Source organism: Kocuria sp. LUK (assembly GCF_021012935.1).
In the GTDB taxonomy this organism is placed as follows: domain Bacteria; phylum Actinomycetota; class Actinomycetes; order Actinomycetales; family Micrococcaceae; genus Kocuria; species Kocuria flava.
In genome coordinates this window covers 400,385-423,365 of sequence record NZ_JAJMZI010000004.1, presented here as the reverse complement: position 1 = coordinate 423,365, position 22,981 = coordinate 400,385, and the positions used below count along the sequence as shown (strand labels likewise).

The window sequence follows — 22,981 nt, the reverse complement described above, 5'->3', positions numbered from 1 at the left end:
GCCCACGGGCACCCGTGAGCAGGGCCCGCCGTACCGCCGCAGCAGCCCGCCGGGCTAGACTCGCGGGCATGACGGCGGGCCCTCCTCACACCGATCCCGGGGAGGAGCTCCCCCTCGTGGGCCGCGCAGAGCTCGTCGAGCAGCTGCTCGAGACCCTGCGCACCGTGCGCAAGGGGCACGTGCGCACGGTCGTGCTCAGCGGACCGCCCGGCTCCGGGAAGACCGCCGTGCTCGACCTGCTCATCGAGCACTGCCGCACCGCCGCCCGCGGGGTGCGGGTCCTCGGCGCCACGGGCGACGAGTGGGAGTCCCGGCTCGCCCTGGCCGGCTACTCCCAGCTGATGCGCACCACCCCGCTGCGCCCGGCCGGGGGCGACGACGGCGCCCCGCCGCCGCCCTCCGCCCCCGTCGCGGAGCTGACCCCCGACCAGGTCCTCAACTACGCCACGACCCTCGGCACCCACCTGGAGAGCCTGCAGACCCGCGGGACCGTGGTCGTCACCGTCGACGACGCCCACCACCTCGACGAGGCCAGTCTGCGCGTGCTGGTCTTCGTGCTGCGGCGGATGCACGGCAAGCGCGTGCTCTTCGTGCTCACCCTGGACCCCACCAACGCCGCGTCCGTGCCGGCCGGGGTGCTCGACCACCTCACCGGCCACCGGGTGCTGCGGCTGCCGCTCGAGCCGCTGAGCCCCCGGGACGTCCAGGACCTGGCCCGCTCCCGCTTCGGGCTCGACCTCAGCACCACCGCCGCCCACGGCCTCGCCCGGCACACCGGCGGCTCCCCGCGGCAGGTCGAGGAGCTGCTCGCGGAGCTGCCGCCCGAGACGTGGCACTCCTGGTTCCCGCACCTGCCGGCGAGCTCGCGCGTGCGCTCCCGCGTGCGCAGCGTCCTCGGCGGGGCCTCCCCCGGCCTCGTGGCCGTCGCGGAGGCCGCGGCCGTCCTCGGCCCCGGCACGGGGCTCGAGGAGGTCCGGGCCGTGGCCGGGCTCGACGACGCCCTGCCCGCACTCGACGAGGGGCACCGGGCGGGGCTGCTCTCGCTGACCACGGCGCAGGCGGGCTCGGCCGTGCGCTTCCTCGAGCCCGGCACCCGGGAGGCCGTCTACGAGCTGATGGTCCCGAGCCGGCGGATCGCGCTGCACCGCGCCGCCGCGGCGACCGTGCGGGACGAGGGCGAGCGCCTCGGCCACCTGGTCTCCGCGACCCCCGGCGCCGACGCGGAGCTGGCGCTGCGCCTGGAGGAGCACGCCCGGCGGCGGGCGCTCGCGGGCGCCTGGCAGGACGTCGCCACCGCGCTGTTCTCGGCCTCGCGCCTGTCCGACGACGAGCGGACCCGCAACGACCGGCTGCTGCGCGCCGTGGACGCCCTGGTCGGGTCGGGCAACATCGCCGAGGCGGAGACGTGGACGGCCGCCGTGGACGCCATGCCGCCCTCGCCGCTGCGCTCGTCGGTGCTGGGCTACTTCTCCACGGTCTCGGGGCAGAACCGCAGCGCGCAGGCCCAGCTGGAGATGGCGTGGCGGACCTCCAACGTCGCCCAGGAGCCCGTCGAGGCCGCGCGGATCGCCCAGCGCCTGGTGCTGCACGGGCTGTCCTCGTGGGACGGGCCGGTGATCACCCGCTGGGCCGAGACGGCGATGTCCCTCACCGAGCCCGCGACCCCCGCCCACGTGGAGTCGCTGGCCATCTACGGCCTGGGGCTCTACGCCCAGGGGCGGCTGCGGGAGGCCGAGGCCTCCTACGAGCGGGCCGCGGAGCAGGCGGACGAGAACGCGCAGAAGCAGCGCGTGCAGATGGGCGCCGGGTGGCTGGCGCTGCGCGCCGACGACGTCGAGTCCGCGCTGGGCAACCTCGAGGCCGCCGCCCCCACCGAGTTCCGCGGGGGCTCGCTGCGGATCTCGCTGTGGTCGGAGGCGTGGCTGGCCCGCACCCAGCTGGTGCTGGGCGACTGGGACGCCGCGGCGGCCACGGTCTCCCGGGCCTCGGTGCGCCTGGAGTCGGCGAACATGCCCCTGGTGCGCCCGCTGCTGTACTGGACGGCCGCCGAGCTGTGGTCGATGCGCGGGGACTGGGAGCGGGCCCGGCACTACGTCTCCCAGGCCGCCGTGCAGCCGGGGACCTACCGGGCCATGCAGGTGCCGGCGCACCTGGCCCGGGCCCGGTTCCACGAGGCGCGCGCCGACTACGAGAGCGCCCTCGCCGCGCTGCACCCGCTCACGGAGATCGATCCGTGGACCGCGCAGCGGGTCTCCTTCTGGCCCTGGCAGGACAGCTACGTCAACGCCCTCGTGATGACCGACCAGCTGGACCGGGCCGAGGAGTTCCTGGAGGCGTTCGAGGCGGTCCCGCGCGAGCGGGAGATCCCCTCGGACCAGGCGCGGCTGGCCTGGGCCCGGGGCCGGCTGCTCGCCGCGCAGGGCGACCCGGACGCGGCGCGGGAGCGCTTCGAGGACGCGCTGGGGCGGCTGCGCGGGCTGAACCGGCCCTACCTGCGCGCCCGGATCAGCTTCGCGTTCGGGCAGTCCATGCGCCGGGCCGGCAAGCGCCGCCTGGCGTCGTCGGTCCTGCGCACGGCCCGGGACCTCTACGACACCCTGGGCGCGGCCACCTACGTGGAGCGCTGCGACCGGGAGCTCAAGGCCACGGGCCTGGACCCGGGGGCCGTGCCCGACCCCTCGGACCCGGTGCTCGCCGCGCTGGGCGGTCCGCAGGTCCAGCTGACCGCGCAGGAGCAGGCCGTCGCGGAGCTGGTCGCCGGCGGGGCGACGAACAAGGAGACGGCCCGGGCGCTGTTCCTCGCCGAGAAGACGGTCCAGTACCACCTGACGCGCATCTACGGGAAGCTCGGGGTGCGCTCGCGCAGCGAGCTGGCCGCCCGCTACCGCGACCCCGGCTGAGCCGGCCCGTCCGAGCAGGTCCCGTGCGAGCGGGTCCCCGGCGCGCGCCCGGGCGGGGCCCGCCGGGGACCCCCGACGACGGCGCGGGCCGCGGCCACCGGGAGCGGCGGCCGCGGCCCGCGCGGGACCGGGCGGGGCGGCCCGCCCCGGTGCTACTTGACGTCGGAGGGGTGCTTGGCCAGCGGCACCACGGTGATGTCCATGTAGGGGAACAGCGGCAGGTTCTGCAGCAGGTCGTGGAGCTCGTCGTTGGTCTCGACGTCGAAGACCGACCAGTTGGCGTACTCGCCGACGACCCGCCAGATCTCCGGCCACTTCCCGGAGCGCTGGAGCTCCTGGGAGTAGGCCTTCTCGGTGGCCTTGAGCTCGGCCGCCTGCTCGGCGGGCATGTCGACGGGCAGGTTGACGTCCATGTGGACCAGGAACTTCATGCGGGATCCTCTCGGGTGCGGGCGGGAGCGGGGCGCCCCCGCCGGGTGGTGGCCGGCGGGCCGGCCGGGTCGGTGGGCGCGCCTCAGGCGTGCACGCGGGCCGGACGGTCGGTGCGGTAGTGGGCGAGCTTGTCCTCGTCCACGGCGGTGCCCACGCCGGGCACCTCGGGCACGCGGATCCGGCCGTCGGCGATGACCAGCGGCTCCGCCAGCAGGTCGTCGGCCATGTCGAGGTAGTTGGACAGCTCACCGGCCCGCTTGGAGGTGTGGGCCAGGGCGGCGCCGAGGACCACGGAGGCGACCGTGCCGACCTGGGTGTCGATCTGGTTGCCGACGTAGACGTCCACGCCCATGCCCTCGGCCATGCCGACGATCTTCAGGGACTCGGTGAAGCCGGTGCGGGCGGTCTTCACGGCCAGCAGGTTCGCCCCGCCGGTGAGGATCTCCCGGGCGGCCTCCCCGAGGTTGGGGGCGGACTCGTCGGCGGCGATCGGGATCGGGGAGCGCTCCACGAGCCGGCGCCGGCCGAGGACCTCGCGGGCGTCGTCGGGCTCCTCGAGGAACTGCAGGCCGAGGTCGGCCGTGCGGCGCAGCACCTCGGCGGCCTCGTTGGCGGACCAGCCGCGGTTGGCGTCCATGTAGATCTCGGCGTCCTCGCCCAGGCCCTCGCGCAGCACCCGGGCGGCCTCGACGTCCAGGGACAGCGGGCGGCGGCCGGTCTTGAGCTTGAAGGTGGTGATCCCGTAGGTCTCGCGGAACTCGAGGGCCAGGTCCAGCAGCTCGGCGGCGGGCTTGAAGCCGAGCATGTGGGAGACGCGCATCGAGTCGGTGTACCCGCCCAGCAGCTTCGACACCGGCTGCCCCAGGGCCTGGCCGATGACGTCCCACAGGGCGATGTCCACCGCGCCCTTGGCGGTCTCGTTGTGGACCGTGCGGGCCATCACCGCCTGGGCCTTCTCGCGGTCGAGGGCGTCGAGGCCCACCAGCTGGGGGGCGAAGAGGTCCTGGACCACCGCCACGATCGACTTCTGCGTCTCCCCGTAGGTGTAGGGCCGCGGCGGGGTGTCGGCGGTGCCGACGATCCCGTCGTCGGTCGTGATGCGCACCAGCACGTGGTCGGCCTCGTGCACCGCGCCCGAGGCGAAGTGCAGGGGGTGGACGTAGGGGATGGTGTACGGGATCGCCTCGACGGCTGCGATCTTCATGGGCGGGCCTGTGCCTTTCTCGGGGACGGTCCGCGCGCTCCGGCGGGCCGGGGCTGCGCGGTGGGTCTGCGGGTCTGGGTCGGTCGGTGCTGCGCACCGGCCGGCGGTCCGCGCCGCTCCGCCGCCCCTGCGGGGTGCGGGCGCCGCGGGCCGGCCGGTCAGGGTGCGGGGCGGTCGGCGAGGACGAGGTCCAGGAAGTTGTGCAGCAGCACGGAGCGGTCCTCCCGGCGCCACGCGACGGCCAGCTCGATCTCGGGGGCGTCCTCGATCTCGCAGTAGACGACGTCCTCCAGCTGGAAGGCGCGCACGCTGGCGGGCACGACCGCCACGCCCCCGCCGGCGGCCACGAAGGACAGCAGCGTGGAGGTCTCCCCCGCGACCTGCGCGATCCGGGGCTGGAAGCCGGAGCGCCGGCACAGGTCGGCGACCGTGCGGTGCAGCACCGACTCCGGCGGGTAGACCACGAAGCCGTGCTCCTGCAGCTCGTGCACCGCGACGGGGCGGTCCCCGCCCAGGGGGCTGCCGGCCGGCAGCGCGAGCACGAGCGGCTCGCGGGCCACGGTGCGGTACTCGATCTCGGGGAAGGCCACGGGCGGGCGCAGCAGCGCCGCGTCGAGGGTGTGCTCCCGCAGCCCGGCCTCCATGGCGGGGGTGAGCATCTCGCCGTGCAGGGTCAGGGACAGCCCCGGCATGGCCTCCTTGGCCCGGCGCACGATCCCGGGCATCACCCCGTAGGTCGCCGACCCGGAGAAGCCGACCCGCAGCACGCCGGTGGCGCCCTGGCCGACCTGGTAGACGTCGGCCTTGAGCCCCTCGATCTCGTTGATGATCCGGCGCCCGCGCTCCAGCAGCACCTCGCCGGCCGCGGTCAGGTCGACGCGGCGGGTCGTGCGGTCGAGCAGGCGCACGCCCAGCTGCTCCTCGAGCTGGCGGATCTGCTGGGACAGGGGCGGCTGGGCCATGTGCAGGCGCTTGGCGGCGCGGCCGAAGTGGCGCTCCTCGGCGACGGCGATGAAGTAGTTGAGCTGCCGGATCTCCACGGCGGACGTCCTCCTCCGGGCGCCGCGGTCCGTCCCGGGCGGGGGCCCGGGCACGCCCGACGACACTGATTGATCCACAGACTACCCTCAATGCGGCCGATTAGGACAGTGTGAGGGATCATTCGGGTGGTCCCCCGGCCTCTCCGGCCCGTGGTCCGGCGGGCGGCGGCGTGGTCCAATGGGGCCATGCGCACCGACATCCCCGCCGACCGGCACGGCTCGTTCGCCCGGGCGGTCAAGGCCCTGGTCCTGCCGCGCCCCATCGCGTGGGTGAGCACCCTCTCCGCGGCGGGGGTCGACAACCTCGCCCCGCACTCGTTCTTCACGGTGGCCTCGACGAGCCCCACCATCGTCCAGTTCGTCTCGACCGGGGAGAAGGACAGCCTGCGCAACGTGCGCGAGACCGGGGAGTTCGTGGTCAACCTGGCCCCGGCGCACCTGTTCGAGCAGGTCAACGCCACGGGCACCGACTACCCGGCCGAGGTCAGCGAGTTCGACGCCGTGGGCCTGACCCGCGAGCCCTCCCGCACCGTGGCCGCCCCGCGGGTGGCCGAGTCCCCCGCCGCCGTCGAGTGCCGCCTGCACCGGGAGCCGCTGCGGATCGGGGACGGGTTCCTCGTCTTCGGCGAGGTCACCCACGTGGCCGTGGCCGAGGAGGCCATGGACGGGCGCGGCCCGCTCGCGACCGCGCTGCGCCCGCTCGCCCGGCTGGGCTACGACGAGTGGGCCGAGCTGGGGCCGGTGCGCTCGATCCGCCGCGTCCCCTACCGGGAGGCGGACCCGGAGGCCGACCTGCCCTGAGCCCCGCCCCGCGGCTCAGACCTGGACGCCGAGGGCCTCCAGCCGCGCGCGCACCTCGCGGCGCAGGGTCTTGCCGAGCATCGTGCGGGGCAGGTCCTCGACCGCCACGATCCGCCGCGGCACCTTGTAGCGGGTGACCTTGCCGTAGCAGTGCTCGCGCAGGGCCTGCTCGTCGAGCACGGCCCCGGGGACCAGGACCACGGCCGCGACCACGGCCTCCCCGCCGCGGCCGTCGTCGAGGCCGACCACGGCGGCGTCGGCCACGTCGTCGTGCAGCTTCAGGGCGGTCTCGACCTCGGTGGGGGCCACGTTGAACCCGCCGGTGATGATGACCTCCTTGATCCGGTCGACCACGCGCAGGAACCCGTCGTCGTCGACCGTCACGACGTCGCCGGTGCGCAGCCAGCCGTCCTCCACGAGCACGCGGGCCGTCTCCTCCGGGCGCTTCCAGTAGCCGCGGAAGACCTGGGGGCCGCGCACCCACAGCTCCCCCTCGCGGCCGCGGGGCACGTCCTCGAGGGTCTCCGGGTCCACGAGGCGGATCTCCGTGGACGGGAAGGGCACCCCGATGGACCCGGCGCGGCGGGAGTCGTTGAGCGGGTTGCAGGCCACGAGCGGGGAGCACTCGGTGAGCCCGTAGCCCTCGACGAGCATCCCGCCGGTGGCCCGCTCCCAGCGCTCCACCAGCGGGACCGGCAGGGTCATCGCCCCGGAGACGGCCACGGCGATGCCCCGCAGGTCGGCGCCGCGCTCCTCGGCGGCGTCGAGCAGCTTCTCGTAGACGGGCGGGACGGCCGGCAGGACGGTGGGCCGCGAGCGCCGGAGGGCCTTGAGCACGAGATCGGCCCGCACGGTGGGGAAGAGCACGAGCCGCGCCCCGAGGGACATCGCGAAGGTGACCCCGAGGGTCAGGCCGAAGGCGTGGAAGAGGGGCAGGACCCCGTGGACGACCTCGTCCTCCCCGGAGTGCAGCCAGTGCTGCCCCATCAGGGCGTTGGACTCGAGGTTGCGGTGGGTCAGCATCGCGCCCTTGGGCAGGCCGGTGGTGCCGGAGGTGTACTGCAGCAGGGCGAGGTCGTGGGCGGTGGGCCGGGGGTGGTCGGCGGCCAGCGGCTCGGCGGCCACCAGCCGGCGCCACGGGATCGTGCCGGGGGCGGGGCCGGTGAGCTGGGCGCGGGCGGCGCGCGTCGCCGGCAGGGGCAGGCGCAGGGCCGCCCGGGTGCGCCGCGGCATCGCCTCGGTGACGTCCACGGCCACGACGGCGTCGAGCCGCAGGTCCTCGGGCAGCGAGCGGATCCGGTCGGCGGCCCGGTCCCACACGATCGCCACGCGGGCGCCGTGGTCCTCGAACTGGTGGCGCAGCTCGGGGGCGGTGTACAGGGGGTTGTGCTCGACGACGACGGCGCCCAGGCGCAGCACCGCGTAGAAGGCCACGATGTGCTGCGGGCAGTTGGGCAGCACGATCGCGACCCGGTCCCCGGCCGCCACGCCGAGCCGGCGCAGGCCCTCGGCGGCGCGCTCGACCTGCTCGCCCAGGCGGGCGTAGCTGGTGCGGGCGCCGAAGAACTCCAGGGCCGGGCGGGGGCCGTGGCGGGCGACCGAGCGCTCGAGCATGTGCACCAGCGAGGTCTCCGGGAGCTCGAGGTCGGCGGGCACGCCGGGGTCGTAGCTGGCGGTCCAGGGGCGGGCGCGCAGGAACTCGCGCGTGGAGGCGTCGGGCATGTCCCCGACACTACCCGCCGGGCCCGCCCGCCCGGGGTCCTCCCTTCCGTAGACTGCGGGACCATGACCCCCTCCTCGACCCCCGGATCCCCCGTCCCGGACGACGCCGACGGCCCCGCCCCCTGGGCCGGGACCGGCCCCTCCTCCGCTCCCGGCCCAGGGGCCGGCGACGACGCCACGCGGCCGCTGCCGCCGGTCTCCCGGCTGCCGCGGAGCGGGGACCGGGACGCCGCCGACCGCGCCGGCGCGGAGCCCGGTGCCGCGGAGCCCGGTGCCGCGGACCACGGCGTTGCCGACCACGGCGCCGCGGATCACGGCGCCGACGAGGACTGGAGCTGGTACGACGACGACGAGCAGCACACCCGGCCGCTGCCGCCGGTGAGCGCCCGGGGCCGCGACGAGGACACCGCCCCGGTCCCGCCGGTGCACGGCGGCGGCTCCGCGCAGGACACCGCCGTCCACGCCGCCGCCCCCTCCGCCGGGGTCCTCTCGGCGGCCTCGTTCCCCGCGCCGGGCCCGCAGGCCGCCGCACCGTACGCCGGGGGCGGGGAGCAGTGGCGGACCGGCGAGCCGGACCCGGCGGCCCGGCTCGCGCACCAGCGCGAGGAGTTCGGCGGGATGCAGCTCGTGCCCGGCTTCTTCGGCTGGCTCAGCGCGCTCGCCCTGACCTGGCTGCTGCTGGCCCTGGCCGGGCTGGCGGCCGCCGCGCTGGGGCTGCGGCTGCAGGAGGGGATGGGCGGGGTCGTCGACGAGCTCGCCGCCGGGTCCCCCGCCGCGTGGACGGCCGCGGCCGCGCTGGGCGCGGTCGAGCTGCTCGCGTTCGTCGGCGGCGGCTACGCGGCGGGCCGGATGGCCCGCTTCTCCGGCGCCCGCCAGGGCGTCTCCGTGTGGCTGTGGTCGCTGCTGGGTCGCTCCGCGGCGACCGTCGCGGGTCTCGTGTGGGCGGACACGATCGGGCTGGCCCCGGTCGGGGTCTCCGCCCAGGCGCTGATCGGGGAGCTGCTCGTGCCGGGGCTGCTCGCGGTCGTGGCCGTGCTCGCCGTGGACCTGCTCGGCGCCGTCCTCGGCGGGCTGTGGGGCACCCGCTACCACCGCCGGGTCGACCGCTGGGGCGACACCGTTCGGTAACGTTGCGCCACGAAGGCCGTGTCGGCTTCGGGTCCCGCGGGGCGGCGGGCGAGAATCGGACCACCTCGGTCCGCGCCGTTCCCCCACGCAGAGACCTGCGTCCGGCCCCGAGCAGCACCCCGGAGGAATTCACCATGCCGTCCACGCTTGTCGCCGTCGTCGACGACCACGAGGTCGTCCGGGAGGGCGTCCGCCTCGTCTCCATGACCTCCCAGGCGGACGTCAAGCTCGTCGGCTCCGCCTCGACCGTCCCCGACCTGCTGGACCAGCTGGGCCGCGACCCCGGGAACCCGGCGCTGACCGGCCAGGGCGCCAAGCGCATCGAGTGCGAGGTCGTGCTGCTGGACCTCTCCCTCAACGACCGCTCCCGGCCCTCGGCCAACGTCGAGGCGCTGCGGGCCGCGGGCATGAAGGTGCTGATCTTCAGCATCGGCGAGAACGCCGCGCTGATCCGGGAGGCCCTGCGCGCCGGGGCGCTGGGGCTGGTGCGCAAGTCCGACCCGCTCGAGCACGCCATCGAGGAGGCGCGCAACATCGCCGAGGGCAGGCCGGTGATCACCAAGGAGCTGGCGGCCGCGATCGACGGCGACGTCGAGTTCGCCCGCGCCAACCTCTCCCCCCGCGAGCAGGAGACCCTGCGCCTCTACGCGTCGGGCTTCGCCCAGGTGCAGGTCGCCCGGCGGATGGGGATCAAGCAGAGCGCCGTGAAGACCAACATCGACCGGATCCGCGAGAAGTACGCCCGCATCGGCCGTCCGGCGCCCACGAAGATCGACCTGCGCATCCGCGCGATCGAGGACGGGCTCGTGGAGCCCACCGCGGACATCACCACGGCGGAGAAGCACCTGTGACGCCCCGCCGCCGCCGATGAGGCGGCCCGCCCCGTGAGCTCCGCCGCACCGCGTCCCGGCCTCGCCTACCGGCGGGTCCCGGCCCGTCCCCGCCGCGCCTCCGGCCTGGCCAAGGCCGCGCCGGCGGAGCTGGGCGTGAACTCGTACCGGATCCACCTGCTCGCCAACACCTGCCACGGCCTCGTCGTCGTCGCCCTCTTCCTCGAGGCGCTGACCATCCTCGAGGACCAGGTGCAGGCCTTCGCCCGCTGGCACCTGCTCCTGCTGCTCGCGCTGCTGCTCAACGGCGGCGTGCTGCTCGTGCAGGGCGCCCGGCAGCAGGTGCGGCGCTGGCCGGTGCTCGTGACCCCCGTGCTCGTGGTGCTGGCCGTGCTGGGCCTGCCCCTGGCCTGGACCGGGCAGGCCCCGCCCCAGGACCCGTGGGTCGAGCCGTTCATCCTCCTCGCCGCGGCGGCCACCGTGGTGGTGTGGCGGGTGCAGGTGGCCGTCGCGTTCCTGGTGGTCGTCACCACCGGCTACGTCGCCGCGATGGTGCACACGGCCCGCGGGGTCGACACCATGGGCCTCGTCTTCGACGGCATGAGCCGGGTGGCCTTCGGGATCGTGCTGGCCGTGCTCGTCGGGCTCGTCTACCGGGGCGGGCAGAACGCCGACCGCACCTACGCGGAGGCGATCGCCCGGGAGCTGCAGCTGACCCGCACCCGCTCGCAGGCCGAGGAGCAGGAGCGGCTCGACGGGCTGATCCACGACAACGTCATGGCGGCCCTGCTCGACGCCGGGCGCGCCCCGGGGCCCGTCCAGCGCCGCACCCGCACCCTCGCCCAGCGCGCGCTGGACGTGCTGGCCCTCGAGGAGCGGCGGGCCCGGGGCTCGGGCACCACGATGGTGCACACCCTGCTCGACGACCTGCTCGAGGCCCTCTCCCCGTGGCGCGGGCGCGTGCGGTTCAACAGCTTCACCCCCTACATCCGCCCGCCCGGGGAGCCGCGCCCGCTGATCCCCGTGGAGACCGCCCAGGCCCTCGTGCAGGCGGTCACCGAGGCGGTCTCCAACAGCGCCCGCCACTCGGGCACCGCCGAGACCTTCGTGACGATGGACGGCGGGACCTGCCCGCCCACCCCCCTCAACCCGGAGGGCTACTACCTGCGCTTCGAGGTCGTGGACCGCGGCCGCGGCTTCCAGGTCCGCGGCGTGGACTCCCGCCGGCTCGGTCTGCGCGTGTCCATCGTGGGCAGCGTGGAGCACGTCGGCGGGGCGGTGGACGTGGACAGCGCCCCCGGGCGCGGCACCCGCGTGACGGTCCTGTGGCCGCGGGACGCGCAGCCGTGATCTCCCACGCGATCTTCGGGCGGCTGACCACGGTCGCCACCGCCGTCTTCTTCCTCATCCCGCTGGTGCTCGGCGTGCTGCTCACGGACAAGATGGACAAGCCGGAGCTGATGCGCGCCGCGCTGGTCACCTACGTGGTCTCGGTGGCCCTCGTCGTCTTCCCCCACCGGCAGCGGCGGCTGCCGGACGTGCCCACCGTGCTGGGCGTGCTGCTGATGCTCGTGTCGATCCAGCGCTCCTACGACGCCCTGGCCCCGGAGGCCCAGCTCTTCGGCGGACAGTGGTTCACCCTGGGCTTCGACGGCTTCCTGGTGGCCCTGGGCGTGCGCCGGCGCGGCGGGTGGGGGTGGGCGACGCTCGTGATCGCCGCCGCGATCTCCACGACGTGGGGGGCCCGCTCCGCGGTCGGGGCCTGGGAGGCGGCCCTGAGCAACGCCGCGTCCGCGGCCCTGCTGCTGGCCAGCCAGCTCATCGCCCGCGAGTACGACCGCGCCTCGGTCGCGTTCATCGAGGCCAGCGGCATGGTCCGCTCCGCCCGCGCCCACGACGAGGCGGAGCAGGGCACCGTCCACGCCTCCGTGCGCCGGGTCCAGGAGGTCCGCCGGCTGGCAGGCGGGCTGCTCGAGCGGATCGCCCACGACCCCTCCCCCGTCACCGACCGCGAGCTCGAGCAGTTCCGGCTCACGGAGGCACAGCTGCGGGACTCGATCCGGGGCCGCTCCGTGGCCACGCCCTACCTGCTCGAGGCCGCGCGCGCGGCCCGCGGCCGCGGCGTGCAGGTCGACGTCCTCGACGAGCGCGGCGGGACCCTGCCCGGGCCGGTGCTGCGCTCGGCGACCCGGCAGGCCATGGAGGTCCTGGGCGCGGCCCGCAGCGGGGCCGTGACGATCCGCGCGCTGCCGGCGGGGGACCCCGCCGCCGTGCTCATCGTCCACGACCGCGGCCCGGGCGACGACGAGCCCGTGGCGATCGAGATCGCCGACGGCACCGGCGAGGTCTCCCGCTTCTGAGCTCCGCGGGCCTCCCCCGCCGGGTCCGCACTGCACCGGCCCCGCCCCGGCCCCTCGCGTCCACCGGCGGCGGCGGCCCGGTCCGCGGCCGCGGCGGAGCCGCCTAGCGTGGGCCCATGGACACCACGGAGACCACCCCCGGCGACGCCTTCCGCGCGGTGCTGTGCGGCGACGGCCTGCGCCGCTGCCCCTGGGCCCCGGCGGACCCCGGGACGCTGGCCGAGCACGACCACCGGTGGGGCGACCCGCCGCGCGACGCCGCCGGCTGGTTCGAGGCCCTGTGCCTCGAGATCCTGCAGGCCGGGCTGGCCCGGGGCGCGCTCGCCCGGCGCCGGGAGGGGCTGGAGCAGGCCCTGCGCGGCTTCGACCCGGTCGCCCTGGCGGCCCTGACGGAGGACGACGTCGACGACCTGGTGCTGGACCCGCGGGTGATCCGCAACCGGGTCAAGCTCGAGGCCCTGGTCCACGACGCCCGCGCCTGCGCCGGTCTCGGGGCGGCGCAGTGGGAGCAGCTCGTGGCCGACCTGCGCCCGGAGCACCCGGTCGCCCCGCGCACGGCCCTGGAGCTGCCCGCCCGCTCGGCGGCGGGCGGGACGCTGGCCGGGCGGCTCCGGCAGCGGGGTGTCGTCTTCGTGGGCCCCACGACCGCCCACCAGGTCCTGCTGCGGACCGGGGTGCTGCCCGGTCACCTCGCGGGGTGCTTCAGGGCCGGGACTGGAAGCGCAGGATCCGGCTGACCGCCTCCTCGACCGCGGCCGGGCCCGCGGCGAAGGACAGCCGCACCGAGCGGTGGCCGCGGGCGGGGTCGAAGTCCAGGCCCGGCACGACCGCGACCGCCTCCGCCTCGAGCAGCCGGCGGCACCACTCGAGGGAGCTGCCGTGGCGGGCCAGCTGCTCCCCGAGGTCGGCGTAGAGGTAGAAGGCCCCGTCCGCCGGGGCCGTGGCGCCCCAGCCGAGCGCCGGCAGCGCGTCCAGCAGCAGCCGCCGGGACCGCGCGAAGCCCTCGACCGCCCGGTCCGCCTCGGCGTAGGCCTCCGGGGTGAACGCCTCGAGCGCGGCGAGCTGGGCCGCCGCGGGCGGGCAGAGGCTGACGTTGCCGGCCAGGGCCTCGACGGCCGGCACGAGGTCCGGGGGCAGCAGGGCCCAGCCCAGCCGCCACCCGGTCATCCCCCAGTACTTGGAGAACGAGGAGATCACCACCGCGTCCCGGTCGTGCTCCCACGCGCTGGTGCCCCGGTGGACCCGGTCCGCGGGGGCCCCGGCGGGCGCGGTGTGCACGATGCCGTGGTAGATCTCGTCGCTGATCAGGCGCGTGCCGTGGGCCGCGCACCAGCCGGCCAGGCCCGCGAGCTCCTCCGGTGCGAGCATCGTGCCCGTGGGGTTGGCCGGTCCCGCGACCACGAGCCCCCGCAGCGGCCCGTGTGCGGCGACCTCGGCGTCCAGCAGCTGCGGCGTGGGCTGGAACCGGGTGCCCGGACCGCAGTCGAGCTCGACCACCTCGGCGCCCAGCGCGGCGAGGGTGTTGCGGTAGGCGGGGTAGCCGGGCCGGCACACCGCCACCCGGTCGCCCGGGTCGAAGGCGGCGAGGAAGCTCAGCAGCAGCGCCCCGGAGGCGCCCGTGGTGATCGCGACCTGCGCCGGGTCGACCTCGAGGCCGTACCAGCGGGCGCAGTGGCCCGCGACGGCCCGCCGCAGGGGCTCGATGCCCAGGGCCGGGGTGTAGCCGAGCCCCTCGTTGCGCTCGTGCACCCGGGCGGCGGCGCGGGCGACGGCGGCGGGGGCCCCGCCGGAGGGCTCCCCCGCGCACAGGGAGACGACGTCGCGGCCGCGGGCCCGCAGCCGCTCGACCTCCCCGAGGATCTCCATCACCCGGAAGCCCGGGACGGCGGAGCGGGCGGACGGGCGGAGCGGGACGGCGCGGGGCATGGCCCCACCCTACGGCCCGCCCGGTGGTGCGATCCCCGTCACAGCCGGTCATGGGCCCATCGGGGGACAGACTTTCGTCCAGCGGCGGGCGATACTGGACGCAGTCCTGGACGCCGGGGCCCGCGCTGAGGCGGGCGGCCGGCGCGGGGGGACGAGGCCGCCGGTGGCAGCACCGGTGGCCGCAGCGGGCGGGTCGCACCGAGCGGTCCGCGCGGCCCACGGCGTGACCGTCGTGAATGAGATGTGTGATTGTGTCTGGGGGGATTTCAATCACGGATCCGGTCACCGGTGGGCCGCGGGCACCTCTGGGTGCCCGCCCGCGGCGCAGGAGGCGCGGTGCCGGGCCGGGGGGCCCGGCGGGGAGAGCCGCGCCCGGATGCGGACGGGGCCCGCACCACGAGTGGTGCGGGCCCCGTCCGCATCCGGGCCCTCCTCCGGGGCGGGCGCTCAGTCCAGCAGCAGCGCCGGCTCCTCGAGGATCCGGGCGACGTCGGCCGTGAAGCGGCCGGCGAGGTCGCCGTCGACGACCCGGTGGTCGAAGGACCCGCCGAGGGTGGTGACCCAGCGGGGCACCACGGCGCCGTCCACGACCCAGGGCTTCTGCTTGATGCTGCCGAAGGCGATGATCGCGACCTCCCCGGGGTTGATGATCGGGGTGCCGGTGTCCAGCCCGAGCGGGCCGATGTTGGTGATCGTGATCGTGCCGTTCTGCATGTCCGCCGGCTGGGTGCGCCCGGCGCGGGCGGTCGTGGTCAGCTGCTCGAGCCCCTCCGCGAGCTCCCGCAGGGACAGGTCCTGGGCGTCCTTGAGGTTGGGCACCATCAGCCCGCGCGGCGTGGCCGCCGCGATGCCCAGGTGCACGAAGTGCTTCACGAGGATCTCCTCGTCGGTCCACGTCGCGTTGACCTGCGGGTGGCGCTCGACCGCCCACAGCACGGCCTTGGCCAGGACCAGCAGCGGGGTGACCTTCACGCCCTCGTAGTCCGGGGACGCGCGCAGGCGCCGGACGAACTCCATGGTGCGCGTCGCGTCGACGTCGACGAACACCGAGGCGTGCGGGGCCCCGAAAGCGCTGCGCACCATGTTCTGGGCGGTCGCCTTGCGCACCCCCCGGACCGGGATCCGCTCGATCCGGGCGTCGTCGGCCGGGACGGCACGGCGCGCGCCCTGCTCCCGCAGCCGGGCCGCGTGGGCGAGCAGGTCCTGCTTGGTGATCTGCCCGGCGGCGCCGGTCGCGGGGACGTCGGCCAGGTCGATGCCGAGGTCCCGGGCGGCCATGCGCACCGGGGGCTTGGCCAGCGCGGGCCGGCGCGGAGGCGGGCCCGCGGGCTCCTCGCCGCGCGGGCGGCGCCACACGCCCCGGTCCTCCGCGATCCGCGCGGCGCGGCCGGCGAGCTCCTGGGCGGCGCCCAGGCCCCCGCCCAGGCCCGCGCTCAGCCCGGCGCCCAGCGGGCCCCGGGCGAGCCGGCCGCTCCACCCGGCGGGCCGGGCCGGTTCGGGCGGCGGGCCGGCGGCGGGCGCCGTGCCGGCCGTCGGGGAGGGGCCGGGCACGCGGCGCCGGCGGCGCACGGGGTCGGCCTTGGGCCCGGAGCCCACCAGCGGCCGGGAGTCCTCGGCCGCGGCGGGCTGCGCGGCCCCCTCCCCCGCGTCCCCGGCGGCCCCGGGGCCGGCGGGGGCGGCCGCGGCCTCCTCGGGGCTGCCGACGGCGATGATCGGGGTGCCGACCTCGACCGTGCGCCCCTCGGGCACGAGCAGCTCCAGGACCGTGCCGGCGTAGGGCGAGGGCAGCTCGACGACCGACTTGGCAGTCTCGATCTCCACCAGGACCTGGTTGATCCGCACGCTCTCGCCGGGGGCCACCCGCCAGGCGAGGATCTCGGCCTCGGTCAGGCCCTCGCCCACGTCGGGCAGCTCGAAGATCTGGGGCATCTGGGCACTTCCTTCCTCACGGGCGCGCGGCCCGTCGACGGTGCGGTGCGGGCGGGGATCAGTAGGCGAAGGAGCGGTCCAGCGCCTCGAGGATCCGGTCGAGGTCCGGGACGTACTGGTCCTCGACGGCGGCCACCGGGTAGGGCAGGTGGAACGCCCCGACCCGCAGCACGGGGGCCTCGAGCGCGTAGAACGCCCGCTCGGTGAGGCGGGCGGCGATCTCCCCGCCGAGCCCGCCGAAGGTCGGGGCCTCGTGGGCGATCACCATCCGGCCCGTGCGGCGCACCGAGTCCTCGAGCGTGTCGAAGTCCACGGGCGAGAGGGAGCGCAGGTCGATCACCTCGACGCTGCGGCCGTCCTCCGCCGCGGCCTCGGCGGCGGCGAGCGCGACGGGCACGAGCGGGCCCCAGGCCACCACGGTGGCGTCCTCCCCGGGCCGCAGGACCTGCGCGGAGAACGGGTCGGCGCCCGGGCGGCCGGTGTCCACCTCGCCCTTGAGCCAGTACCGGCGCTTGGGCTCGAGGACGATCACGGGGTCCTCGCACGCGATCGCCTGCTGGGTCATCCAGTAGGCGTCCTGGGGGCTGGAGGGGGTGAGGATGCGCAGCCCCGCCGTGTGGGCGAAGTACGCCTCCGGGGACTCGGAGTGGTGCTCGACGGAGCCGATCAGCCCGCCGTAGGGGATGCGGATGGTCACGGGCACGCTGACGTCCCCGGCGGTGCGGTTGTGCATCTTCGCGAGCTGGGTGGTGATCTGGTTGAACGCGGGGAAGGTGAAGCCGTCGAACTGGATCTCGCACACGGGCCGGTACCCGCGCAGCGCGAGCCCCACCGCGGTGCCCACGATCCCGGCCTCCCCCAGGGGGGTGTCCAGGACCCGGTGGGCGCCGAAGTCCTTCTTCAGCCCCTCGGTGACCCGGTAGACCCCGCCGAGGGAGCCGATGTCCTCGCCCATGAGCAGGACCTTGGGGTCCTCCTCCATCGCCCGGCGCAGCCCGGAGTTGACGGCCCGTCCCAGCGTCAGCGTCGTCGGCTCGGTCATGCGAGGTCCTCCTCGGTGCCGGAGGCGGTGCCCTCCGCGGGACGGTCGGGGTCGGCGGCCACGGTGAGGCCGGCGGTCGGGGCGCCGGGAGCGGCCGGCGCGCCGTCGTCGTCGGGGGTCCCGTCCGCGGGCGGGTCCTGCCCGTCCGGGGAGGCGTCGGTGAAGCCGGCGACGTAGTCGCGATACCACGCCCGCTCCTCCTCCACGAGCGGGTGCGGCTCGGCGTAGACGGTGTCGAAGAACTGCTCGAAGCGCGGCGGGGACAGGGACAGCACGGTGGCGCGGGCCTCGTCGGCGTAATCCTGGGCGGCCCGGGCCACGTCCTCGAAGAACGCGTCGCCGGTGCCGTGACGGGTGCGCAGGTGGGCCTCGAGGCGCACGAGCGGGTCGAGCTGCGCCCAGCGCAGCTCGTCCTCGCGGTCGCGGTACTTCGTGGGGTCGTCGGCGGTGGTGTGGGCGCCGAGCCGGTAGGTCTCGGCCTCCACGAGCACGGGCCCCTCCCCGCGACGGGCCCGGTCCATCGCCCAGCGGGTCACGGCGAGCACCCCCAGCACGTCGTTGCCGTCCACCCGCACGCCCTCGAAGCCGTAGCCGGCGGCGCGCTCGGCCAGCGGCACGCGCGACTGGGTGGAGAAGGGCACGGAGATCGCCCACTGGTTGTTCTGCACGAAGAACACGACCGGGGCGTCGTAGGAGGCGGCGAAGACCATGCCCTCGTGCACCTCGCCCTGGGTGGAGGTGCCGTCCCCGAAGTAGGCGATCACGGCGGTGGGCTCCACCTCGCGGCCCTCCGCCTCGGCGGCGCGGCGGTCCATGGCCACGCCCATCGCGTAGCCGGTCGCGTGCGGGACCTGGGAGCCGAGCACGATCGAGTACACGTTCATGTGGTGCTCGCTGGGCTTCCAGCCCCCGGCGGCGTGGCCGCGGAAGACCCCCAGCAGCTCCGCGGCCGCGACCCCGCGCTCGATGGCCACGGCGTGCTCCCGGTAGGTGGGGAAGACGTGGTCGTCGGGGCGCAGCGCCCGCACGGAGCCGACCTGGGCCGCCTCCTGCCCGCGCAGCGGTGCCCACAGCACGAGCTGGCCCTGGCGCTGCAGGTTCGTCGCCTCCTCGTCGAAGCGGCGGGCGAGGGCCATGGAGCGGTAGAGCCCGCGCAGCTGCTCGGCGTCGACGTCCGCCACCCAGGGCGAGAAGTCGGCGTCCTCGAGCAGTGCGCCCTCCCTGTCCAGCAGCCGCACGAGGCGGGTGCGGGGCTCGGGCGCGCGGGGGGCCGCCCCGCGGGCGGCCTTCAACGACGGTGCGGCATCCATGGTGCGGACGTCCTTTCGTGGTGCTCGGACGGAGCGGGGCTCCGGTGGGCCCCGGTCAGAGGACCGGCGGGTGGGGGAAGCGCGCGCACAGCTCCAGGAGGCGGGTGTTGGCCTCCGGCTCGCCGACGGTCGCGCGCACGCCCTCGGCGCCGAACCGGCGCACGGACAGCGCGTGGGCGTCGCACAGGTCCGCGAAGGCCTCGCTGTGCTCCCCGAGGTTCAGCCACACGAAGTTCGCCTGCGTCTCGGGGTGGGCCCAGCCGAGCTCGCGCAGCCCGGCCAGGACCCGTTCGCGCTCGTCGACGACGCGCTGGACGCGCTCGGCGACCTGGTCCCGGTGGCGCAGCGAGGCGATGGCCGCCTGCTGGGCGAGGTCGGTGACGGAGAACGCCGGGACCGCCTGGCGCAGGTGCCGGGTGATCTCCGGGCGGGCCACGGAGTAGCCGATCCGCAGCCCCGCGAGCCCGTGGGCCTTCGAGAAGGTCCGCAGCACGACGACGTTAGGATGCCGGCGGTACGCCTCGATCCCGTCGACGAGGTCGTCGCGGCGCTGGAACTCCTGGTAGGCCTCGTCGATCACCACGAGCACGTCGCGCGGCACCGCGGCGAGGAACCGCTCGACCTCCGCGGTGGTCAGGCTGGGCCCGGTGGGGTTGTTGGGCGTGCACAGGAGCACGGCCTTCGTGCGGGCGGTGACGGCCGCGGCCATCGCGTCCAGGTCGTGGGAGCCGTCGCGCCGGTTGGGCACGGGCACCCCCAGCCCGCCCGAGAGCCCGATGCTGATCGGGTAGGCCTCGAACGAGCGCCACGCGTGGACGACCTCGTCCGGGGCGCCGTCCTCGGCCGCGCCGACGAACGCGGCCAGCAGCTGGTTGAGCGCCCCCAGGCTACCCGCCCCGGCGACGACGTCCTCGGGGGGCACCCCGAGCACCTCGCCGAGGACCTCGCGCAGCGCCGCGGAGGTGGTCTCGGGATAGCGGTTGACCCCGTCCCAGCGGGCGATGGCCTCCCGCACGGCGGGCACGGGGCCGAAGGGGTTCTCGTTGGAGGAGAGCTTGTAGGCGGTCAGCCCCTCGACGACGACCGGCGGGCGGCCGGCCGCGTAGCGCGGGAGCCGGGTGAGCGCGGGACGGGGCCGCGGCGCCGGGGTGGTGGCGTCGGCCGGCCCCCCGGCCGGGGGGTGCCCGGCGAGGGTGTGGGCGGCATCACGGGTGTTCATGGGGGTCATCGTATCGCCCGGCCCGGGCCCTCCCCGGGCGCGTGACGCCCGCGCCGGGACCCCGCCGGGGATTCGGCGGGAAAGCTACAACGGGGCCCGCCCGATCCTGTCGGTGCACGACAAGGCGCGGCGGGACCCGGCCGTGCCCTCCTGCCCCGCCCTCCGTCCGTGCCCGCCGTCGCGCCCCCGACCGGCGGGGCCCCGCGGGCGCGTGGGAGAATGGGGGCCATGCCCACCACGAAGCACACCCTGTCCTCCGGGCGCGCGGCGCTCGCCGCCGCCGTCCCGCCCGTCGCGCTCGGGCCCCTCGACGGCCGCTACCAGCCCGTGGTCGCCCCGCTGGTCGACCACCTCTCCGAGGCGGCGCTGAACCGCAACCGCGTCCACGTCGAGGTCGAGTGGGTCCTGCACCTCACCGACCACCGCGCCCTGCCCGGCCTCTCCCCGCTCGACGGGGCCCAGCGGGCGGGCCTGCGGGCCCTCGTGACGGACTTCGGCCCGGAGGCCGTCGCGGAGCTGGCCGGGATCGAGGCCGTGACCGTCCACGACGTCAAGGCCGTCGAGTACTACATCGGCCGCCGCCTGCCCGGCCTGGGCCTCGAGCACCTCGTGCCGCTCGTGCACTTCGCCTGCACCTCCGAGGACATCAACAACCTCGCGTGGGCCCTCGGGATCCGGGACGCGGTCGAGGACGTGTGGCTGCCGGCGGCCCGCTCCCTGGTCGGCGACGTGCAGGAGCTCGCCCGCGCGGCCGCGGAGACCCCCATGCTCTCCCGCACCCACGGCCAGCCCGCGACGCCCACGACGCTCGGCAAGGAGCTGGCCGTGCTCGCCCACCGCCTGGGCCGGCAGCTGGACCGGATCGGGCGCACCGAGTACCTGGGCAAGATCAACGGCGCCACCGGCACCTACGCGGCCCACTACGCCGCCGCCCCGGACACCGACTGGACCGAGGTCTCGCGCACGTTCGTGGAGGGACTGGGCCTGACCTGGAACCCGCTGACCACCCAGATCGAGTCCCACGACTGGCAGGCGGAGCTCTACGCCGACCTCGCCCGCTTCAACCGGGTCCTGCACAACCTGTGCACCGACGTGTGGTCCTACATCTCCATCGGCTACTTCCAGCAGGTGCCGGTCGAGGGCGCCACGGGCTCCTCGACGATGCCGCACAAGGTCAACCCCATCCGCTTCGAGAACGCCGAGGCGAACCTCGAGCTCTCCAACGCCCTGCTGGACGTGCTCGGGGCGACCCTGGTGACCTCCCGCTGGCAGCGGGACCTCACCGACTCCTCCTCGCAGCGCAACATCGGCGTGGCCTTCGGGCACTCGCTGCTCGCCGTCTCGAACGTGGTCAAGGGCCTGGCCCGCCTCGACGTCGCCGAGGACGTCCTCGCGGCGGACCTCGACCAGAACTGGGAGGTGCTGGGCGAGGCCGTGCAGACGGTGATGCGCGCCGAGGCCCTGGCGGGGGTGCCGGGGATGGACAACCCCTACGAGCGGCTCAAGGAGCTCACCCGCGGCCGGCGCGTGGACGGCCGGCGGATGCAGGAGTTCGTGGCCGGGCTGGGGCTCTCCCCGGAGGCGGAGGCCCGCCTGAGCGCCCTCACCCCCGCCGGCTACACCGGGGTCGCCGCGCAGCTGCTGCGCTACCTCTGAGCCCGGCCCGGGCGCACCGCCCGGGCATGCGCGGACCCCGCCCGGCCCGCCGGGCGGGGTCCCGCCGGGGACAGGCCCTCACACGGAGGGCAGGTCGTGCAGGTCGCTGCAGACCGCGTCCCCGGTCGCGGCCCACAGCCGCTTGCCCCGGCCCTCCGGGACCACGCGCACGCTGACGGACCCGCGCGCGCAGGGGACGTAGTAGCGGTGCAGCTCGCTCTCGATGTCGCGGATGATCTGCGTCGTGGTCCGCGGGGACCACCGCTCCGCGGGGTTGCAGAGGGCGACGATGTTGCCGAGGGGGTCGGTGCGGACCCCCGTGACGGGCCGGTCGGTCATCGGGATCTCTCCTGTGCTCCCGCCCCCGGGCGGGCCGGGGACGGCCTTGTACCATGGGCCGGGGCCGGGGGCCCGCCCGGACGGCGGGTGCCCGCGGACCCGGCGGGACGCCGGCGTCCGGCGACGCCGGACGAATTCACTTTTGACTAGCTCCGCGGATCCCGGGATCATCGGGACCAGGACCCTCACGTGCCGCGCCCCGCGGGTGCGGCGGCGGAGGGGACGAGCACCGGGCGCAGGACCTTCGGGGGAAGGGCCGGCCCGGTCGCACCGGGGACGCCGTCGGCGACGGCACCGAGCATCTCTTGGGGGGATCATGGCAGTGGACGAGGAACCCGGCGCGCGCGCGCCGATCGAGCTGCGCCTGCTGGGCAGCGTCGAGGTCGAGCAGGACGGGGAGGTCCTCTCGCCGGGGATCCGGCAGCAGCGCCTGCTGGCGGCCCTCGCGGTGCTGGGCCCGCGCCCGAGGTCCTTCCTCGGGGAGCTGCTGTGGTCCGAGCGCCCGGCCGAGCGGGCCATGGGCAGCCTGCGCACGACCGTCTTCAACATCTCCCGGCGCCTGCCCGGGGCCCTGCGCACCCGCGGGGCCACGATCGCCCTGGGCGAGGACGTGCGGGTGGACCTGCACGAGCTGCGCTCGGCCCTGGACGCGGCGGCCGCCGCGCAGCAGGCGCCCGCGGAGATCCCCTGGTTCGTGCGCCCCGAGGGGGCCGAGCTGCTGCCCGGCTGGTACGAGGGCTGGGTGAGCGCCGAGCAGGACCGGCTGCGGGCCCAGTACGTCAACGCCGTGGAGCACCTGGCCCGGCTGGCCCTCGAGCGCGGGGACTACTACCGCGCCCAGGTCCTGGCCGAGAACGTCCGGGCCCTGGCACCCCTGCGCGAGAGCGCGGTGCGGGTCTCGATCGAGGCCGACCTCGGGCTGGGCAACCACGCCCCGGCCCTGCAGACCTACCGCGAGTTCTGCTCCGTGATGGCCGACGAGCTCGGCGCCCCGCCCTCGCCGCAGATCACGCAGCTGATGGGCGGGATCCGCAGCGCCTGAGCGGCCGGTTCCCGGCCGCGGGAGCACCGCGCCCACGACGAGGGCGGGCCGGTGCCCGCGCCGCCCCCGACGGGGCCGCGCGGGCACCGGCCCGCCCTCGT

At 76.1% G+C, this 22,981-nt stretch carries 19 protein-coding genes; 9 read left to right on the top strand and 10 right to left on the bottom strand.

Annotated features, from left to right (window positions below; all coding sequences use genetic code 11):
• The first annotated feature begins 116 nt into the window (after window positions 1-116).
• Entirely contained in the window at window positions 117-2,900 is a 2,784-nt protein-coding gene (locus tag LQU92_RS15160; protein ID WP_308071614.1) for an AAA family ATPase, read from the top strand.
• 152 nt (window positions 2,901-3,052) lie between these two features.
• Here the strand turns inward: LQU92_RS15160 and catC are convergent, their stop codons facing one another.
• The 3 genes from catC to LQU92_RS09835 all read right to left on the bottom strand — a co-directional run bounded on the left by catC (window position 3,053) and on the right by LQU92_RS09835 (window position 5,576).
• Window positions 3,053-3,331, bottom strand: a complete 279-nt coding sequence (gene catC, locus LQU92_RS09845) for a muconolactone Delta-isomerase (RefSeq protein WP_058857112.1) — start codon at window positions 3,329-3,331, stop codon at window positions 3,053-3,055.
• An 83-nt stretch (window positions 3,332-3,414) separates the two neighbouring features.
• Entirely contained in the window at window positions 3,415-4,536 is a 1,122-nt protein-coding gene (locus LQU92_RS09840) for a mandelate racemase/muconate lactonizing enzyme family protein (protein WP_230780330.1), read from the bottom strand.
• Between the two features lie 158 nt (window positions 4,537-4,694).
• On the bottom strand, window positions 4,695-5,576 hold the full coding sequence (locus tag LQU92_RS09835) for a LysR substrate-binding domain-containing protein (RefSeq protein WP_101851735.1): 882 nt from the start codon (window positions 5,574-5,576) through the stop codon (window positions 4,695-4,697).
• A 186-nt stretch (window positions 5,577-5,762) separates the two neighbouring features.
• Between LQU92_RS09835 and LQU92_RS09830 the strand changes: the two genes are divergently transcribed.
• Window positions 5,763-6,377, top strand: a complete 615-nt coding sequence (locus LQU92_RS09830; RefSeq protein ID WP_101851734.1) for a flavin reductase family protein — start codon at window positions 5,763-5,765, stop codon at window positions 6,375-6,377.
• Between the two features lie 15 nt (window positions 6,378-6,392).
• Here the strand turns inward: LQU92_RS09830 and LQU92_RS09825 are convergent, their stop codons facing one another.
• Window positions 6,393-8,099, bottom strand: coding sequence for a long-chain-fatty-acid--CoA ligase (locus LQU92_RS09825; protein ID WP_230780328.1), 1,707 nt, complete (start codon window positions 8,097-8,099; stop codon window positions 6,393-6,395).
• Between the two features lie 63 nt (window positions 8,100-8,162).
• Here LQU92_RS09825 and LQU92_RS09820 point away from each other — a divergent pair, with 63 nt between their 5' ends.
• The 5 genes from LQU92_RS09820 to LQU92_RS09800 all read left to right on the top strand — a co-directional run bounded on the left by LQU92_RS09820 (window position 8,163) and on the right by LQU92_RS09800 (window position 13,154).
• On the top strand, window positions 8,163-9,227 hold the full coding sequence (locus tag LQU92_RS09820; protein ID WP_230780326.1) for a hypothetical protein: 1,065 nt from the start codon (window positions 8,163-8,165) through the stop codon (window positions 9,225-9,227).
• Between the two features lie 134 nt (window positions 9,228-9,361).
• A complete protein-coding gene (locus tag LQU92_RS09815; RefSeq protein ID WP_058857118.1) occupies window positions 9,362-10,078 on the top strand; it encodes a response regulator transcription factor in 717 nt (238 codons plus the stop codon).
• 33 nt (window positions 10,079-10,111) lie between these two features.
• A complete protein-coding gene (locus tag LQU92_RS15330; RefSeq protein ID WP_058857119.1) occupies window positions 10,112-11,407 on the top strand; it encodes a sensor histidine kinase in 1,296 nt (431 codons plus the stop codon).
• Complete coding sequence (locus LQU92_RS09805) at window positions 11,404-12,417, top strand: hypothetical protein (RefSeq protein WP_143709877.1); 1,014 nt, start codon at window positions 11,404-11,406, stop codon at window positions 12,415-12,417. Before LQU92_RS15330 ends, LQU92_RS09805 begins: the two co-directional genes overlap by 4 nt.
• Before the next feature lie 116 nt (window positions 12,418-12,533).
• Window positions 12,534-13,154 (top strand): DNA-3-methyladenine glycosylase I, encoded by a 621-nt coding sequence (locus LQU92_RS09800; RefSeq protein ID WP_101851729.1) that lies wholly within the window; start codon window positions 12,534-12,536, stop codon window positions 13,152-13,154.
• On the opposite strand, the gene LQU92_RS09795 is transcribed toward LQU92_RS09800, so the two are convergent.
• The 5 genes from LQU92_RS09795 to LQU92_RS09775 all read right to left on the bottom strand — a co-directional run bounded on the left by LQU92_RS09795 (window position 13,120) and on the right by LQU92_RS09775 (window position 19,843).
• The gene (locus LQU92_RS09795) at window positions 13,120-14,343 is read right to left on the bottom strand and encodes a pyridoxal phosphate-dependent aminotransferase (protein WP_230780324.1); all 1,224 of its coding nucleotides are present in this window, start codon (window positions 14,341-14,343) and stop codon (window positions 13,120-13,122) included. The two genes, LQU92_RS09800 and LQU92_RS09795, sit on opposite strands and share 35 nt — an antisense overlap.
• A gap of 447 nt (window positions 14,344-14,790) precedes the next feature.
• Entirely contained in the window at window positions 14,791-16,272 is a 1,482-nt protein-coding gene (locus LQU92_RS09790) for a dihydrolipoamide acetyltransferase family protein (RefSeq protein ID WP_230780322.1), read from the bottom strand.
• Window positions 16,273-16,330: 58 nt separating this feature from the next.
• Window positions 16,331-17,314 (bottom strand): alpha-ketoacid dehydrogenase subunit beta, encoded by a 984-nt coding sequence (locus LQU92_RS09785; protein WP_230780320.1) that lies wholly within the window; start codon window positions 17,312-17,314, stop codon window positions 16,331-16,333.
• The gene (pdhA, locus tag LQU92_RS09780) at window positions 17,311-18,624 is read right to left on the bottom strand and encodes a pyruvate dehydrogenase (acetyl-transferring) E1 component subunit alpha (RefSeq protein WP_101851726.1); all 1,314 of its coding nucleotides are present in this window, start codon (window positions 18,622-18,624) and stop codon (window positions 17,311-17,313) included. Before pdhA ends, LQU92_RS09785 begins: the two co-directional genes overlap by 4 nt.
• 55 nt (window positions 18,625-18,679) lie before the next feature.
• A complete protein-coding gene (locus tag LQU92_RS09775; RefSeq protein ID WP_230780318.1) occupies window positions 18,680-19,843 on the bottom strand; it encodes a histidinol-phosphate transaminase in 1,164 nt (387 codons plus the stop codon).
• Between the two features lie 228 nt (window positions 19,844-20,071).
• Between LQU92_RS09775 and purB the strand changes: the two genes are divergently transcribed.
• Window positions 20,072-21,499, top strand: coding sequence for an adenylosuccinate lyase (purB, locus tag LQU92_RS09770; protein ID WP_230780315.1), 1,428 nt, complete (start codon window positions 20,072-20,074; stop codon window positions 21,497-21,499).
• Window positions 21,500-21,577: 78 nt separating this feature from the next.
• On the opposite strand, the gene LQU92_RS09765 is transcribed toward purB, so the two are convergent.
• A complete protein-coding gene (locus LQU92_RS09765; RefSeq protein WP_058857126.1) occupies window positions 21,578-21,838 on the bottom strand; it encodes a hypothetical protein in 261 nt (86 codons plus the stop codon).
• Between the two features lie 322 nt (window positions 21,839-22,160).
• On the opposite strand from LQU92_RS09765, the gene LQU92_RS09760 reads away from it, so the two are divergent.
• Window positions 22,161-22,880, top strand: a complete 720-nt coding sequence (locus tag LQU92_RS09760) for a BTAD domain-containing putative transcriptional regulator (protein ID WP_230780311.1) — start codon at window positions 22,161-22,163, stop codon at window positions 22,878-22,880.
• Window positions 22,881-22,981: the final 101 nt, after the last annotated feature.